The sequence below is a fragment of the Shewanella sp. GJ50-10 genome, from assembly GCF_055808815.1.
This window is the reverse complement of the sequence record NZ_JBVVSS010000001.1, coordinates 14,293-30,982: the sequence shown is the minus strand read 5'-3', so window position 1 is coordinate 30,982 and position 16,690 is coordinate 14,293. Positions and strand designations below refer to the sequence as shown.

The following is a 16,690-nucleotide window of genomic DNA, read 5'->3' as shown; positions in this document are numbered from 1 at the left end:
GTAAACTTTAGCTTAAACTTGGCTAATGACTTCTGCGAGTAACGACTCTTTTACATCAGAGAATACATCAGCAGTACCTATAGAAGTCGGTAATACCAAACGAATTTGGCCGGCCAATACTTTTTTGTCTCGTTGCATATGTTTGATAAAACTATCAAACGTCATTGTATCTGGAGAGGTGATAGGTAAGTCAAACGCTTGCATTATGCGAGTGATCCTATCGAAGTCTTGCTGCTGAATTAAATTAAGCTTTAACGATGTTAGCGCCGCCATAATGGTACCTGTTGCGACCGCTTCACCATGAAGCCAAACTCCATAGCCCATTTCAGCTTCAATTGCATGACCAAAAGTATGGCCGAGATTCAATAAAGCTCTAACACCACGCTCAGTTTCATCTTCTGCAACGACATCAGCTTTAATTTGGCAACATCTAGCAATAGCATAAGTTAAAGCATTATTATCAAGCGCCTTAAGCGGCTCAACATTTTGCTCTAACCAACCAAAGAACTCAGCATCCCAAATAATACCGTACTTAATCACTTCCGCCATCCCTGCTGCAAACTCGTTAGCAGGTAATGTAGATAAGCAATTAGTGTCAATAAGTACTGATTGAGGCTGATAAAATGCCCCGATCATATTTTTACCTAATGGATGATTAACCGCAGTTTTACCACCGACAGAGGAATCAACTTGGGATAACAGTGTGGTAGGAATTTGAATAAACTCTACACCTCGCTGATAGCAAGATGCAGCAAAGCCGGCCATGTCACCAACGACACCACCACCTAATGCAACTATCACACAGTCACGTGCAAAGTTATTTTCTAATAGAGCAGAAAATATCAAATCCAAATGGGTGAGATCTTTATATTTCTCACCATCAGGCAGCACAACAGCACCCACTTCAGCACACCTGACCATAGCTTGTTGGACTTGTTCTAAGTACAACGGAGCTATAGTGTCATTGGTGACTACGAGTGCTTTTTTACCAGAAAGGTAATCGGAGAGGTAAGCGTTTTGCTGCAATAAATTCTGGCCAATAAAAATGGGATAACTTCTTATACCTAATTCAACCTGAACTTGTTGCATAAACCTACCTAGAAACCGAGTTGCTCAATGATTTGATTTGCGACTATTTTAGCGCTTTGCTCATCTGTCTTAACGATAACATCAGCAATCTCTTCGTATAAAGGATTACGGACATCTGCAAGATTCTCAAGCACTTCACGAGGATCATCAACCTGTAAAAGAGGTCGACGCTTATCACGCTGAGTACGAGCCACTTGCTTATCGATTGTTGTCTCTAGGTATACAACGATACCGCGAGCAGACAAATGATTACGAATGTCTTTACTTTGTACAGATCCGCCGCCAGTAGCTAGGACAATGCCCTGCTTTTCCGACAGGTCGGCGATGACTTGAGCTTCACGTACACGAAAGCCTTCTTCGCCTTCAACGTCAAACACCCAGGCAATATCTGCACCTGTGCGTTTCTCAATCTCGTGATCTGAATCGTGGAAATCTAAATGCAGCAGTTGGGCCAAATGGCGACCAATTGTGCTTTTGCCTGCGCCCATAGGGCCTACCAGAAAAATATTGCGTTTTTCAGCCATTATATATACGTCTGAATCTTATATGAAATGTATGCCTTATCGACTTAAACTCAAGCCGACCTATAATTTAACCTTGCTCTAATGAGACTTGACGACGGATTATCTCAGTTATATGGCTGTTGTTGCAAGTCATGTTGATGAATTAACCTAAGATTCTTAAAAATAAATCTCTGTTGAAAATAAAAACCAGATTAACGACTCAACAAAATGATTAACTTGTTACTAATAGAATCAACCAACTACCAAACGACAATCAAAAAAATACCAGCAAATTGCTGGTATTTTTTGCTACTAATTTTTAATAAAAGTTAAAGCTGTTCTGTCACAATTTTGGGAGTAACAAAAATAAGTAACTCTTGACGCTCATTACTATCAGAAGTATTTCTAAACAAGAAACCAACTAACGGAATGTCACCTAAAACTGGAACTTTACTTACACGACTAATTAAGCTTTGTTGATAGATACCACCAAGTACAATCGTTTCACCGTTATCAACTAGCACCTGTGTACCAATTCTTTGGGTATCAATTGATACCGCTTCACCTGTACCAGTTTGAACTGTTTCACCTCGTGTATCTTGAGTAATTTCTAAATCAAGAATCACGCGATCATCAGGTGTAATTTGTGGGGTCACTTTCAGTGATAATACTGCTTTTTTAAACGTTACTGTTGTTGCACCGCTAGAAGCAGATTCAACATAAGGAATTTCAACACCTTGTTCAATATAAGCTGATTTCTGGTTAGAGGTCGTAATACGTGGGCTAGCAATAATTTCACCCTTATTCTCTTGCTCTAAAGCGCTCAATTCTAAGTCAAGTACCGTACCATCAGCCATTTTTGCAACACTAAAAGCAATACTTGCAGCATTAGTTGCTGATGAAGGCAAGTTAACGTTTAAACGATCACTTAATGCTGGCACAACTCCAGATACAATATCATTTGCCCCTTCAAGTGAACCTGAAGTCCCTTTGTCACCTTGTTGGTCTGTAATACCCCAGCGGATACCAAGGTCTTCTGACACATTATCTTTCACGGTTACCATACGTGCTTCAATCAATACTTGCTTAATCGGAATATCAAGTACTTCAACTAAACGATGTATGGTTTCTAATGATTCTGCAGTGTCTTTGACCAAAAGTGTATTGGTACGTTCATCAACTGCCACGCTACCACGATTTGATAAAAGGCTTGAATCTGCACTTTTCATTAATTCTGCTAGGTCTGTTGCTTTAGCATAGTTAACTTGGATATATTCAGAATAAAGCGGCGCTAACTCTTTTACTTCTTGCTGGTTAGCTAAATCTTGCCTTTCGCGTGTTGCAAGCTCTTCACTTGGCGCAACCATCAAGATATTACCTTCAATGCGCTTATCTAATCCTTTTGTTTGAAGAATTAAATCTAATGCTTGATCCCACGGTACATCGTCTAACCGAAGAGTAATATTACCTTCAACTGTATCACTGGTTACCAAGTTGAAATCATTATAATCAGCAATAATTTGTAGAACGGTTCTCACTGAAATATTTTGGAAGTTTAGAGATAAAGATCGTCCATTGTATTTCTTATCTTCTTTAGCTACCGCTGCACGTTCAACTTTATTAATACTGACTTTAAAAACATTCCCTTCTTGCTTGTAGTTGTAATCATAATTGCCATCTACATCAACCATGATCCGAGAAGTTAAATCGTCTTTAAACGTTTCAAAGCTAGACACTGGGGTATTGAAATCTTGTACATCCATTACATACAAGTGATCATTTTTTATCTCAGTGTTATAGAACTTCACCTCAAGTTTCGAGCCAACTTGAGCCACATTTGCAGCTACAGAGCGATTATTCAAATGTACGAGTAAATCTCCACCACCGGTTTTATTACGACGAAAATCAATAGTTTCGATACCATTAACAAAAGGATTATCAGCATCATCTGGACTAGAAACAGTATCATTGACTGTCAGGCGGTACGTATTACCTACCACTTTACCTTGGTATGGTTTGACTTCAGTTAGATCGACAACAACATTTAACGAGTTATCGACTTGAGTTGTTTTAAGCCCTTCAACTCCCACCCTATCAATGGCTATGTCGTTTTTTTCTAGATTTGAAATACTGTCCTCAAAACTTAGAATAATTTGAGCAGGCGATCCTGACAAATCAACTTCAGGGGTCATAAGGTCAGATTCAAAAACGAGCTCTAATTCTAATTGGTGATCGACAACAGAATGGTATTTAACATCCATTAACTTATTGGCGGCTATTGCACTTGGTAGTGCGCCCATCATTAAAACAACACCAAGTATTGTTTTAAATAGTGAGACTTTTTTTGTCGATGTTTGCATCGCGGCAGAAGATTTCATTATTCCCTCATCCTTCGCATTATTTGCCTGTTAGTTCTAAGTTGCTTGCTCTTTCAGCCCAGCAACCAGAACCATCAGGAATTAATTCTATAATTTCAATATATTGCGGTGTAACTTTACCTATTTGTCCATGGTAAAGACCGAGATACTCACCGACCCCTAAGCGATATACATTCGAATCCGATGACTCAACTAAAGCCCAAGTAGTGCCATCTTCACTTAACGTTCCACGCATTCTCAAATTATCTATCGCATACGTTTCTAAACGTCCTTTACGACGTTTCAAATCAGGCTGTAGACAATTTCTACTGGTATCCACCACTTCCTCTGTTAACTCACGAGAAGGTGGTACAAAAGGACTGCGCATCAACTCTGCTTGATAGGCAAAGTGTTCAAACTTAGGTGTTTCTTTTAACGGAGGAATACGAGCAATATGCTGTGCTTTAGTCGTCGTAACAAATAACTCTAAATCACTGCGATCACCAATACAGCCAGTTAATAGCAGTAGTAATAATAAAGGTAGGAATTTCATCATTTCTTCCCCTTATTTTGCTCTGCTGGTAGCTTAGCACCTTCTTTAAATCGATAGGTTTTTGCAAGAATATCCATCGATAAACTGCCACTATCGTCTCGCTTAATAACAAAATCATGCAAACTAACAATACGTGGTAATTTTGCTACGCCGCTGACCATATTACCGAGTTGATGATAATCACCCACGACAGCCATTTTAATTGGAAACTCTAAATAGAAATCACGTTCAATTTCGGTATCCCAATCTAAGCTATTAATTCGAAGACCTGCATCTGTAGCGACAAAAGTTGTATCGTCTAGCAGACCTGGCATCTCATTTTCAGAAGGTAACATTTTCAGTAATTCAGCAAATTGTGCCTCCATTACGACCAGTTGCTCTCGGTACAACTTCAAATTTGCAGCTAAACGATATTTATTCTGAAAATCATCTCTTAAAGTGATCTCTTTCTTTTTCTCTGTATCCAGTACATCTAACGCATCTGACACAAATAAGTAGTAACTTGCTCCCATGACTGTCAGCGAAAGAAAAACAGCAAATACCACTTTAACTAAAGTAGGCCACCCACCAATGTTTTCAAAATCAATATCATTAAACTGCTCTAAGTCGAGATTCATTTTCGACCTCCTTCAGTTGCATCCATTGGTAGAGTGTCATCAAAGATACTCACTCGAAGTCTGAATTTTTGTAATTGTCTTAAGTTTTCATTTTGGCTAATAATTGATTGCATACTTGGATCATTCAAATATTGCGAGGTTTTGACTTTCCTCATCATGTTTGCAACGTTATTATTTGATTCACTTCGACCTTCAATCCAAAGTAAGCTGCCTTTCTTCTCTATGCTCGAGAGGTATATTCCAGGTGGAACAATTCTCACTAATTCATCTAAAACATGTGTCGGCAAATTACGAGATTGCTGAAGGTTTAAAATAATCTTAGTTCGTCTTTCAATATCTTTCTTTCTTGCCGTAATTTTTCTTATTTCTGCAATTTGAGCATCTAATAAAGATATTTCAGTTTGCAAATATGAATTACGCTGACGCTGGTCGTCAGTGACAACTTCAATAAAACTTAATGTAAGAAACACAACTAAACAGGTAACTAAAAAAACTAATGCTAATATACCAATGTAATCTCTTTTTTGTTTTTCCCTAGCTTCTTCACGCCACGGAAGTAAATTTATGTTCGCCATTGAGCGTAACTCCTAAGCGCTAAACCACATGCAACCATATATTTACTAATACTAGGTTCTAGCTGGTTTTTAATATCATCATCGGCATGTAAACAACCTTGAAATGGGTCAGCAACAATTGAATGTACGCCCAATTCATTCGTTAATAATGCCGTCATGCCTTCAAGTTTTGCAGTCCCACCACAAAGCACAATATAATCAACTTTATCTTTACCACTAGCGGTACAATAAATTTGAAGAGTACGTTTAATCTGCTGCAATAATTGTGTTTGAAAAGGCGATAACACTTCAAACATATAATTGCGTGGTAGTTCACCCGTTATTTTGGCACTTTCAGCTTCATCATATTGCATGCCATAAAACGACAAAATGGACTGAGTAAATAACTCACCACCAAATGCCTGTTCACGAATGAATGTTGTTTCACCGTTTTCAACCACGGCAAATGTGGTCATATTGGCTCCGATATCCACCAATACCACTGACTTTTCATTAGCGCCTTCAGGCAATTGCGCAAGAATTAATTCTGACGAACGACCCAAGGCGTAAGCTTCAACATCAACAACCTTGGTATCAAGCTCAATTGCATCTAGTGAATCCATTCGAGTATCAATATTATCGGTACGACAAGCACTTAATAACACGTCAACTTTGGTGGGATCAGTTGTGTTGGCATTCAGAGTTTCAAAGTCGATACTCACTTCGTCGAGTGAATATGGGATAAGATTATCTGCTTCAATCTCAATCTGTGCTTCCATTTCTTCTTCATTTAACGAAGCATCCATGTAAATCACTTTGGTCATTACAGCAGAACCTGAGACTGCAACAGCAGCAGACTTAATTCCTTTTGGGAGTCCACGTCTAATATGTCTTAATGATTCAATCACAGCTTCTGAATCACGGATCTCATGATCGACAACCGCACCTTTTCGTATAGGTGCAGATATATAGTTTTGAATTTTATATCCATCAGCGGTCTTGCTAAGCAAAATGGCTTTAATCTCATGAGAACCAATATCGATTCCAACCATTTGCGGAGCTTGACGCTTCCAAAATTTAGAAAGCATATTCCGTCATCGCATTTATTTTTTATATTTTAAAATAGATTAGCACAAAATCAACTCGTTATAAGTATTTGTATAAAATGTTTCTAAATTTTACAACTTGTTTTTTTATGTTTTCATGTTTTTACTTCACCAAAAACCTTCCCCCTTATATACTAGCGGGCATATTTATGATTTTTGGAATAATTCGGTGAAGTGGATAAAACGAATACTTATAGCTATATTTAGCTTAACTTTATTAGGCGTCGGCACTATTGTCGCAGCTTATTATTATCTTTTGCCTGAATTACCGGATGTAAATACTCTAAAAACGGTAAAATTACAGACGCCATTAAGAATTTATAGTAGCGATGGGCTACTTATTTCTCAGTTTGGTGAAAAAAGAAGAATACCAATTGAATATCAGGAAGTACCTGAACAATTAATTAATGCTGTTTTAGATACCGAAGATGCCCGTTTTTTTGAACATAAAGGTATTGATCCTATCGGGATTGTTCGTGCCGCTGTTATTTTGGTAACGACAGGTAAGAAAAGCCAAGGCGCGAGTACCATTACTCAGCAGGTCGCTCGTGGCTTTTTCCTTTCTCGTGAAAAAACCTATATTCGTAAAACCAAAGAAATTTTCTTAGCCTTAAAAATTGAAAAAGCGCTTTCTAAAGAAGAAATTCTGACACTCTACTTAAATCGCTCTTTTTTGGGCAACAGAGCATATGGCGTAGGAGCTGCTGCTCAAGTCTATTATGGGAAAGAGTTAGAGCAACTTTCATTACCTGAAATGGCAATGATTGCTGGATTACCTCAAGCACCTTCTGCAGCTAACCCAATTCGCAATCCAGAACGTGCTAAAACCCGTCGTAATTGGGTGCTAAGCCGTATGCTAGAAAAGCGCAATATTACCGAAGCGCAATATCAAGAAGCCATCAACGCCCCTATTACTGCCAAATATCATGGTGCTGAAATCGATTTATATGCCCCATATATTTCTGAAATGGCACGTGAGTACATGGTAAACCAATATGGCGAAGAAGACGCTTACACCAATGGTTATAACGTCTACACCACTATTTCATCAGATTTACAATTAAAGGCACAAAGCGCATTACGAGATAACGTATTCTCTTATGACCAGCGCCACGGCTACCGTGGGCCTATCTCAGAGTTATGGTCTGTAGAACCAGATTCAGCTGTCAATACAGAGCCAATGGCCACCAGCGAAATTATCAGTAACCTCAAAAGCACTTCACCAATGCAAGGCATCATGCCTGCTGCTGTTATTGCAATAGAAGAACAGCAAGCAACTGTGTTGAACGCTAAAGGCGAAGAAATCTTACTTGAGTGGAATGGCCTAAAATGGGCGCGTAAATTTATTACCGACCGACGCCAAGGCACTCCACCAAAGAAGTCTGCAGATATTTTAGCTGTGGGTCAAAAGGTGTGGATTAGAAATAATGGCGAATATTGGCAATTATCTCAAATCCCTCAAGTATCAAGTGCGACAGTATCTTTAGAACCAAGTGATGGAGCAATTAAAACCTTGGTTGGCGGCTTTAGTTTTACCCAAAGCCAATATAACCGTGTAACTCAAGCTAAACGTCAGTTAGGTTCGAATATTAAACCTTTCATATATTCAGCTGCGCTTGAAAAAGATTACAACCTCGCGACATTAATCAATAATGCACCGATTAATAAACCAGATACCCGACAGGGCACAGCATGGCGTCCAAAGAATTCACCTGATATCTATGGTGGTCCAACCCGTTTACGTGTTGGTTTAGCGCAATCAGTCAATGTTATGTCTGTTCGAGCCATGAGACATATCGGTTTAGATAACACGATAGCCAAATTAGTTGAGTTTGGTTTTGATCCTAAAGACTTACCTCGCAATGAATCTGTAGCACTTGGCTCACCTTCGGTTACGCCACTACAGGTAGTCACAGCATTTAATGTATTTACAAATGGCGGCTACTTAGTCGAACCGTATTTCATTAAACAGGTCACCGATTCATTTGATAATGTCATTGAAGAAGCCAACCCGATGCTTGCTTGTACTCCTGAAGAGTCTACAGAAGTAACCAGTGGAGCTACAACTGAAGAAATTGACCCATTTGCCGCCATGGCAGCTGAGTTTGCTCGCTCTCAACAAGCTGAAGATGTAGCGAACCTCGATATGGCAAATACAGAAAATGCACTAGCGAAATGCGGTGATGAAAATAGTCGCTATGCACCTAGAATCATTACTGAGCAAACTGCATTTTTAATCACTGAAGCACTTAAAAGCGTAATTTGGGGTGGTGGAGACTGGAGTAAAGGTACAGGTTGGAATGGTACCGCTTGGCGCGCTTCAAGATTAATTAAGCGCCGTGATATTGCAGGCAAAACCGGTACAACCAATGAATCTCGCGATACTTGGTTTAGTGGATTTAATCCAACTTTAACATCAACCTTTTGGGTAGGTTTTGACGACCATAGCCGCAGGCTTGGACGGACAAGTTGGGTAGCCGATGGACCTGAGAATCAAATATCAGGTGCCGAAGCAGGTGCAAAAACAGCAGGGCCAGGCTGGAATGATTTTATGAATCAAGCACTAAAAGGCACTGAGGAAAAAACGACTATTCCACCTAAAGGGATTATCTCGGCTCGTATTGATTTAGCAACCGGGTTGTTAACCCGTAAAACCGATCATACGACTTCTTTTGAGTATTTTGTCGAAGGTACAGAACCAAAAGAATACGCAACAGAAGAAGAGATTGATGACGACATTTTCATCGAGAACCCGACGGACGATCTGTTTCAGTAAAGTTTAATCTACCTTGTATTATTAAAGTTACAGAAATTAAAAAAGCCCTGAGTTAGAAAACTCGGGGCTTTTTAGTTCGTAAAGCTAAATTTGTTTCAGCAGCTGAGTAAGTAACTACTTACCTTGTTTTAACGCTAATGCCTGTTTCACTTGCATTAGTGATGTGCCACCTAAAGCTTCACGTTTCTCTAAGCATGATTCAATGGTTAAGCATGCGTAAACATCGTCTTCAATAATGTCACTGAATTGCTTGAGCTCAGCAAGCGGAAGCTCTTCTAACGGTGTTTGTTTACCAATAGCAACCACAACAACCTCACCCACTACATGATGCGCTTCTCTAAAAGGCATTCCTTTTGCTACAAGGTAATCTGCTAACTCAGTTGAGTTTGCATAACCTTGCTGAGCTGCCGCTAAAGTTCTTTCACGATTAACTTGTAAACCACTTAGCACTAGAGCAGCCATTTCAAGACAAATAGCCCAGCTATCCATGACATCGAATAAGCCTTCTTTATCTTCTTGCATGTCTTTGTTATACGCTAAAGGCAGTGCTTTCATGGTGGTTAAAATCCCCATTAAGCTGCCATATACGCGGCCAGTTTTACCACGAATTAACTCTAGCGCGTCAGGGTTTTTCTTTTGTGGCATGAGTGAAGAACCCGAAGTTACTTCATCATCTAAATCAATAAAGCCTGCCTCACCGCTGTTAAAGAAGATTAAATCTTCTGCCATACGGCTTAAGTGCATCATACTAATAGAGGCATCACTACATAATTCAATCACATGATCACGGTCTGATACGGTATCCAAACTGTTTAATGTCGGTGCTGCAAAACCTAATGATTTAGCGATTTCATGTCTGTCCATCGGATAAGCTGTTCCAGCTAATGCGCCAGAACCTAAAGGACAAGTATCTGCACGTTTAAGTGCATCTTCTAAACGGCTAATATCACGCTCGAACATTTCTACATACGCTAAACACCAATGACCAAATAATACTGGCTGCGCTCTTTGTAAATGAGTGTAACCTGGCATAACAGCATCAATTTCACGTGCAGCGAGATCGATTAAAGCGCCTCTGAGTTTTTTAAGCAGCGCAAGTGATTGCTCACCTTCTTTTCTGCACCACAATTTTAAATCTGTTGCCACTTGGTCATTACGCGAACGTCCAGTATGTAGCTTCTTACCCAAGTCACCAACTTTAGCGATTAATGACTGCTCCACAAAGCTGTGAATATCTTCCGCGCCTGAAGCGATAATGGCTTCTGGTTTATCAGCCACTTCAGCTAATAATTCGTTTAATGCGCCATGTAATTGTTCACACTCTTGTTGGGTCAAAATACCCACTGAAGTAATTGCGGTTGCCCAAGCAATTGAACCTACAATATCTTCTTCAATTAACCGGTAATCTACTGGCAATGAGTCATTAAATAATTTGAATAATGCGCTACTTTCTTGACTGAATCTTCCGCCCCATAAAGCCATGTCGATACCCTCTTGTTCAATTCTTAAATCAATGTTGCTAAAGCAATAATATTAAAATGATGTCTAAATATGAAAAACGGGGCTTATATCTGAATCTAGATGTAAGCCCCCGTTTAAATATTTTATTAACAGCTGAGCTTATTTGCTGTTAAGTGCTCTGATACGGCTTGATAAAGAATAAAGACGGATAAAGCCTTCTGCATCTTTTTGGTCGTAAACATCATCATCACCAAAGGTGGCAAATTCTTCTGAATATAAGCTGTTTGGTGAACGCTTCTTAACCACACTTGCTTGGCCTTTATACAGCTTAACAACCACTTCACCATTCACTAATTCTGCCAGTGCTTCTGAAGCGGCAATTAATGAATTACAAAGAGGTGTAAACCAACGACCGTCATAAACTAAGTGAGCCATTTGAGCGCCAACTTGCTCACGCCATTCACGGCTTGTTTTATCCAATACTAATTCTTCAATTGCACGAAGACCTGCAAACATTACTGTGCCGCCTGGGGTTTCATAACAACCACGAGACTTCATACCCACTAAACGGTTTTCAGTAATATCGATACGACCTACGCCATGAGCAGCAGCTAAATCATTTAATTGCATCAAAGCTTGATAAGGTGATAAAGCCACACCATCAACATGTGTCACACGACCATTCGCAATATTTAACGCAACGTATTCTGGCGTATTCGGCGCATCTTCAGGTGCCACCGTCATGGTCCACACTTCTTTGCTAGGCTCGTTCCAAGGGTCTTCTAACTCACCACCTTCATGAGAGATATGCCATGCATTCGCATCACGGCTATAAATCTTAGTCGCTGATGCTGTTGTCTCAATGTTTCTTTCAGCAAGGTAATCTAATAGGTCTTCACGGCTAACCATTGACCACTCACGCCAAGGCGCAATCACTTTTAAGTCTGGTGCCAGTGCAGCAAAACAGCCTTCAAAACGAACTTGGTCGTTACCTTTACCAGTACAACCGTGACATACAGCGTCAGCACCAACTTTACGTGCAACTTCAACCTGCGCTTTAGCAATAATCGGACGCGCCATTGAAGTACCTAATAGGTAAGTTCCTTCGTAAATTGCACCCGTTGCAATCGTTGGATAGATGTAATCAGCCACCAACTCTTCTTTTAAATCAACGATGTAACATTCTGAAGCACCAGATTCGATTGCTTTTTCATGCAAGCCTTCAAGCTCTGCATCACCTTGGCCCACATCGGCACAAAAAGCGATAATTTCACAGTTATCATAGGTTTCTTTCAACCAAGGGATAATAGCTGAAGTATCCAAACCACCTGAATAAGCTAAAACGACTTTCTTAATGCTTGCTTGTTTTTCAATAGACATCTTTAATTCTTCCTAACGTAAACTGTGTAATGCTGACTCGCTCAAATGATATAAGCCAGTCAACGAAATATGTTTTGTGATTAACCTAATAAAGTCACTAATACTGCATTTTGAGCATGCATTCTATTTTCTGCTTGTTGCAGAATGAGTGAGCCCTCACCATCAACAACTTCTGCAGTTGCTTCTACTTCTCTATAAGCAGGTAAGCAATGCATAAAGAAGTTAGCACCCACTTTAGTCATCAACTCAATGTTGACTTGGTATGGCTTAAACTTGGCTTCAATCTCTTCCATTGAAGTGTTATCACCCATTGAGATCCAAGTGTCGGTATAAACCGCATCTTGCGGGCCCATTTCATTAACGTCTGAAGTTAAAATAAGCTCGCCGCCATGTTTAGCCGCTAATGCTTGAACTTCACAAACCACTTGTCCATCAGGGAAATGTCCCGGAGGGCAAACTACTGTCATGGTTGCGCCAAGAATTGCAGCACCATACATCAGTGAGTGAGTCACATTATTACCATCACCGAGGTAAGCCAGTTTTACTTTGCTTACATCATCAAACTTTTCAGATAAGGTCAAAAAGTCAGCTAGCCCTTGGCACGGATGATATAAATTACATAAGGCATTAATAACCGGAACAGAAGCATGCTCCGCTAAACCTGCAATAGTGGTGTGCGAGAATGTTCTTGCAACAATGGCATCAGCCCAACAAGAAATATTCGTCGCAAAATCTGAAACCGGCTCACGTTTACCTAATGCACCATTTTGTTGATCTAAATAAACCGCATGACCGCCCAATTTATTAATACCAATATCAAAGCTAACGCGGGTTCGCAGCGAAGGCTTTTCAAATAACATCACGACACTTTTGCCTGCTAATGTTTGGTTATACTCTGCTGGATTGGCTTTAATCTTTTTCGCTAACGCCAGTAAATCCAATAGCTCAGTTTGCGATAAATCTTTAATTGATAATAAATGTTCCATTAGTATTTAACTCCTATGGCTGAATTTGAGTGCCAACGGATTGTCCGTTCGTTAAGGCAATTAATTGTTGAGGTTGTTTCCAAGATGCAACTTGCACTGGTTTACCCATCCATTGAGCAACTTCTAATGCCGCTTCTACTTTAACTTTCATACCTTTTTCTATCACGCCTTGCTGAACTAAATCTGAAATTTGTTGTTGATTTAATTGCGCAATTAATTCGCCGTTGCCATCTAATACACCTGGCACATCAGATAATAAAACCAACTGGCCGTTAACTAATTTTGCTAACGCCGTCGCAGCTTGATCTGCATTAACGTTCAACATATCGCCTTGAAGCGACACAGCAATTGAACTGCAAATAGGCAACCAACCCTGCGATAATAAATAATTCAAATAACTTGGATCTTTCGGGGTGACTTCACCTACTAGACCCAAGTTTTCATTTTTAATCGATGCGTCCACCGTATTACCATCGGCTAAACTCATTCCAACCGTGACAATACCAGCTTCAATAGCTGCAGCTTGCAATAATTTGTTAGAGGTTCCCGCTAACGCACCTACAACAATGGGGATTTGATCTGCAGGCGTAACCCGTAAACCGTCCAGCTTGATGGTTTCTTTACCATTGGCAGCAAGTTGCTCGTCAACCAAACATCCACCACCATGAACAAAAATGACTTTCTGCCCTTGAGACATCATCTTAGCAACCACTGACATTAGCTCAGCCATTCCAGAAGTTGACTGAAGTAATGCGCCACCCACTTTAAGCACAATAACAGGCTTATTATCTGACATAGTATATTTTCCTGTTAAAGACCAAAGTGAATTTTAATGCACTGTAAGCCTTGGCTTGCAGCACCTTTCATTAAATTATCAATCGCGCTGGCAACCACTAAATAGTTACTTTGAGGGTCGTATTTCCAACCTAATATGCAGTTTGGCGTATTAACCACATCGTCCACTTTAGGGAATTGGTTATGCTTAACGCTAACTAATGGGCAATCGTCATACACTTGATATGCGGCTGCCACATCAGCTTCAGTAGTGCCTTTAGCTAATTGCACTGTAATAGTGGCTAAAATTCCACGCTTAAAGTTACCTAAATGCGGCGTAAAAATAACTTCTTGCCCTAAGTGAGTGGCAATTTCAGGTTGATGTCTATGACCTAAAACACCGTATGGTGTTAGGCTCACTTCACAAAAACTAGTATGCAGCTGCGCCTTTCTGCCAGCACCTGTCACGCCACTTACCGCATTAATTACTGGATAAGCGTCAGTTAGCATTGATTTTAAAGGTTTAAGCGCCGTTAAAGATGCGGTTGGGTAACAACCTGGCACAGCAATCATTTTACTTTGGGCAATTTGCTGGTGATTCCACTCAGCTAGACCATATACGGCATTGGCAAGCACTTCTGCTTGAGTATGCTCGAAACCGTACCATTTAGGGTACTGCTCAACATCAGCAAAACGATACGCACCACTTAAATCAAAAACAGCTAAGCCCTGTTGATAAAAGAATGCTGCAAGTTCTAAGCTGACAGAATGTTCTGTGGCAAGTACCACGGCATCAGCTTGCTCGACGATAGCTTGTTTAGCCTCTGCAGATAGAGGCGATAAAGGAATTTGGATATGTTGATATGTTGGGTACAAATCAGCCAGTAAACGACCTTTATCAAGACTGTTCTCAGAAACATACAAGCCTTGAATAGACAGTGATGCTTCAGCATCAATAAGAGCGGTGATTTGTGCGCCGGTATAACCACTAGCACCAATTATTGCGATATTTTTCATTATTTTGTCGTCTTTAATTAAGTAAACTGTTGAAGATAAATCGATACGTGAGCTGGGTGCTCGAGAATAAAACTATCGTCGAAGATAGTTTACCTTGGGATCTGTTACAGTGAGTTGAATCGCAATTAAATACATATCTATATTCTTAAATCATTATCAAGTTATGGTGATTACCTTAGCTGTTTGCTAGACTAACACAAATTATTACTTATGCAATAATAATGAATACATATTTATTGCAATAGATAAAAAAGGTTCCTATGAATTCATTACCAAAACTAAAAGATGCTTTTAAACAGCTGATTGCATTGCCATCTATCAGTGCATTAGAAGAAGAACAGGATATGAGTAACCATGCAGTTATTGAACTTCTGCAATCTTGGTTTTCGGAGATGGGTTTTGAATGCACAGTTCATACAGTGGCCGACAGCCGTGGTAAACAAAATTTAGTCGCAACAATTGGCTCAGGTAAAGGTGGACTTTTACTTGCTGGACATACTGATACCGTTCCTTTTGATGAAGGTCGCTGGAGCCAAAGCCCTTTTGAGCTAACCGAAAAAGATAACCGTTGGTATGGCTTAGGCACCTGTGACATGAAAGGTTTTTTTGCGTTAATCATGGAAGCGCTTAAAACAATACCTTTGCATGAGTTAAAGCGTCCGCTGCATATCTTTGCTAGCGCCGATGAAGAAACCACCATGAACGGTGCAAAAGCATTTGCCGATGCTAAAAGCATTGCACCGGACTACGCCATTATTGGTGAGCCCACCAGCTTAAAACCGGTATATATGCATAAAGGCCATTTAGCTCAAGGCATAAGAGTCATTGGCCGCAGCGGTCATTCATCTGATCCTGCTCGCGGGCTCAATGCCATCGAAATCATGCACCAAGTAGTCGGTCAGTTAATGAAACTTAAACAAGATTTAAGTGAAAACTACCGTGAAGATGCCTTTAGTGTCCCTCATCCGACGATGAACTTTGGTCATATACATGGTGGTGATGCAGCAAATCGCATCTGCGGATGTTGCGATTTACACTTGGATATTCGACCTTTACCTGGAATGGAACTAGCAGATTTAGAATTGATGGTAATTAACTACCTAGCAGAAATTAACAAGCAATACCCTGGCAGTATTGAAATATCGACTTTATATCCAGGCTCCGAGTCTTTTGCTGGTAAAGTCGATAGCTATTGGACTGAGTTGGTTGCAGAAATCTCAAACACTCAACCTGAGGTGGTTAACTATGCCACCGAAGCGCCTTATATCAAAAAATTAGGATGCCAAACTCTCGTCATGGGACCTGGTAGTATTAATCAAGCTCATCAACCGGATGAATATATTGGCTTAGAGTATTTAACTCCTACAGTAGAGTTAATGAAAAAGCTTATTTATCAAGCTTGTATTAAATAGTTGTGATAAATATCATTGATAAAAGCGTTAATTGATTATGTACTTAAATTAATAAAATAAGCCATTGACCAATACCCTTACAGCTAGCTATTGTGCTAGCACTAG

General features: G+C 39.9%; 14 protein-coding genes. 2 read left to right on the top strand and 12 right to left on the bottom strand.

Features of this window, described 5'->3' with window-relative positions; genetic code table 11:
* Positions 1-12: 12 nt before the first annotated feature.
* From aroB to AC0L4E_RS00095, 7 genes are all read right to left on the bottom strand, one after another.
* The gene (aroB, locus tag AC0L4E_RS00125; protein ID WP_473677476.1) at positions 13-1,089 is read right to left on the bottom strand and encodes a 3-dehydroquinate synthase; all 1,077 of its coding nucleotides are present in this window, start codon (positions 1,087-1,089) and stop codon (positions 13-15) included.
* 8 nt (positions 1,090-1,097) lie between these two features.
* On the bottom strand, positions 1,098-1,613 hold the full coding sequence (gene aroK, locus AC0L4E_RS00120) for a shikimate kinase AroK (protein ID WP_220752465.1): 516 nt from the start codon (positions 1,611-1,613) through the stop codon (positions 1,098-1,100).
* Between the two features lie 308 nt (positions 1,614-1,921).
* Complete coding sequence (locus AC0L4E_RS00115) at positions 1,922-3,970, bottom strand: type IV pilus secretin PilQ (RefSeq protein ID WP_473677475.1); 2,049 nt, start codon at positions 3,968-3,970, stop codon at positions 1,922-1,924.
* A 19-nt stretch (positions 3,971-3,989) separates the two neighbouring features.
* On the bottom strand, positions 3,990-4,502 hold the full coding sequence (locus AC0L4E_RS00110) for a pilus assembly protein PilP (protein WP_473681428.1): 513 nt from the start codon (positions 4,500-4,502) through the stop codon (positions 3,990-3,992).
* Positions 4,502-5,119, bottom strand: coding sequence for a type IV pilus inner membrane component PilO (locus AC0L4E_RS00105; RefSeq protein ID WP_473677474.1), 618 nt, complete (start codon positions 5,117-5,119; stop codon positions 4,502-4,504). The genes AC0L4E_RS00110 and AC0L4E_RS00105 overlap by 1 nt, the downstream gene beginning before the upstream one ends.
* A complete protein-coding gene (locus AC0L4E_RS00100) occupies positions 5,116-5,694 on the bottom strand; it encodes a PilN domain-containing protein (protein WP_473677473.1) in 579 nt (192 codons plus the stop codon). The genes AC0L4E_RS00105 and AC0L4E_RS00100 overlap by 4 nt, the downstream gene beginning before the upstream one ends.
* Complete coding sequence (locus tag AC0L4E_RS00095) at positions 5,682-6,761, bottom strand: pilus assembly protein PilM (RefSeq protein ID WP_473677472.1); 1,080 nt, start codon at positions 6,759-6,761, stop codon at positions 5,682-5,684. The genes AC0L4E_RS00100 and AC0L4E_RS00095 overlap by 13 nt, the downstream gene beginning before the upstream one ends.
* A gap of 187 nt (positions 6,762-6,948) precedes the next feature.
* On the opposite strand from AC0L4E_RS00095, the gene AC0L4E_RS00090 reads away from it, so the two are divergent.
* Positions 6,949-9,555 (top strand): penicillin-binding protein 1A, encoded by a 2,607-nt coding sequence (locus tag AC0L4E_RS00090; protein ID WP_473677471.1) that lies wholly within the window; start codon positions 6,949-6,951, stop codon positions 9,553-9,555.
* A gap of 114 nt (positions 9,556-9,669) precedes the next feature.
* On the opposite strand, the gene argH is transcribed toward AC0L4E_RS00090, so the two are convergent.
* The 5 genes from argH to argC form a co-directional block, all read right to left on the bottom strand.
* Positions 9,670-11,037, bottom strand: a complete 1,368-nt coding sequence (gene argH, locus AC0L4E_RS00085) for an argininosuccinate lyase (protein ID WP_473677470.1) — start codon at positions 11,035-11,037, stop codon at positions 9,670-9,672.
* Between the two features lie 138 nt (positions 11,038-11,175).
* On the bottom strand, positions 11,176-12,396 hold the full coding sequence (locus AC0L4E_RS00080) for an argininosuccinate synthase (protein WP_299572908.1): 1,221 nt from the start codon (positions 12,394-12,396) through the stop codon (positions 11,176-11,178).
* An 80-nt stretch (positions 12,397-12,476) separates the two neighbouring features.
* The gene (locus AC0L4E_RS00075) at positions 12,477-13,382 is read right to left on the bottom strand and encodes an ornithine carbamoyltransferase (protein ID WP_473677468.1); all 906 of its coding nucleotides are present in this window, start codon (positions 13,380-13,382) and stop codon (positions 12,477-12,479) included.
* Positions 13,383-13,395: 13 nt separating this feature from the next.
* A complete protein-coding gene (argB, locus tag AC0L4E_RS00070) occupies positions 13,396-14,178 on the bottom strand; it encodes an acetylglutamate kinase (protein ID WP_473677467.1) in 783 nt (260 codons plus the stop codon).
* A 14-nt stretch (positions 14,179-14,192) separates the two neighbouring features.
* On the bottom strand, positions 14,193-15,173 hold the full coding sequence (gene argC / locus AC0L4E_RS00065) for an N-acetyl-gamma-glutamyl-phosphate reductase (RefSeq protein ID WP_473677466.1): 981 nt from the start codon (positions 15,171-15,173) through the stop codon (positions 14,193-14,195).
* 260 nt (positions 15,174-15,433) lie between these two features.
* Between argC and argE the strand changes: the two genes are divergently transcribed.
* Positions 15,434-16,585 (top strand): acetylornithine deacetylase, encoded by a 1,152-nt coding sequence (gene argE / locus AC0L4E_RS00060; RefSeq protein ID WP_473677465.1) that lies wholly within the window; start codon positions 15,434-15,436, stop codon positions 16,583-16,585.
* Positions 16,586-16,690: the final 105 nt, after the last annotated feature.

What these genes read in the sequence shown, in the direction of transcription:
- AC0L4E_RS00115 (WP_473677475.1), bottom strand. Translation starts at nt 3,970, where the DNA reads ATGAAATCTTCTGCCGCGATGCAAACATCGACAAAAAAAGTCTCACTA.
- argH (WP_473677470.1), bottom strand. Translation starts at nt 11,037, where the DNA reads ATGGCTTTATGGGGCGGAAGATTCAGTCAAGAAAGTAGCGCATTATTC.
- argC (WP_473677466.1), bottom strand. Translation starts at nt 15,173, where the DNA reads ATGAAAAATATCGCAATAATTGGTGCTAGTGGTTATACCGGCGCACAA.
- AC0L4E_RS00075 (WP_473677468.1), bottom strand. Translation starts at nt 13,382, where the DNA reads ATGGAACATTTATTATCAATTAAAGATTTATCGCAAACTGAGCTATTG.
- aroK (WP_220752465.1), bottom strand. Translation starts at nt 1,613, where the DNA reads ATGGCTGAAAAACGCAATATTTTTCTGGTAGGCCCTATGGGCGCAGGC.
- AC0L4E_RS00100 (WP_473677473.1), bottom strand. Translation starts at nt 5,694, where the DNA reads ATGGCGAACATAAATTTACTTCCGTGGCGTGAAGAAGCTAGGGAAAAA.
- AC0L4E_RS00095 (WP_473677472.1), bottom strand. Translation starts at nt 6,761, where the DNA reads ATGCTTTCTAAATTTTGGAAGCGTCAAGCTCCGCAAATGGTTGGAATC.
- aroB (WP_473677476.1), bottom strand. Translation starts at nt 1,089, where the DNA reads ATGCAACAAGTTCAGGTTGAATTAGGTATAAGAAGTTATCCCATTTTT.
- argB (WP_473677467.1), bottom strand. Translation starts at nt 14,178, where the DNA reads ATGTCAGATAATAAGCCTGTTATTGTGCTTAAAGTGGGTGGCGCATTA.
- argE (WP_473677465.1), top strand. Translation starts at nt 15,434, where the DNA reads ATGAATTCATTACCAAAACTAAAAGATGCTTTTAAACAGCTGATTGCA.
- AC0L4E_RS00105 (WP_473677474.1), bottom strand. Translation starts at nt 5,119, where the DNA reads ATGAATCTCGACTTAGAGCAGTTTAATGATATTGATTTTGAAAACATT.
- AC0L4E_RS00110 (WP_473681428.1), bottom strand. Translation starts at nt 4,502, where the DNA reads ATGAAATTCCTACCTTTATTATTACTACTGCTATTAACTGGCTGTATT.
- AC0L4E_RS00080 (WP_299572908.1), bottom strand. Translation starts at nt 12,396, where the DNA reads ATGTCTATTGAAAAACAAGCAAGCATTAAGAAAGTCGTTTTAGCTTAT.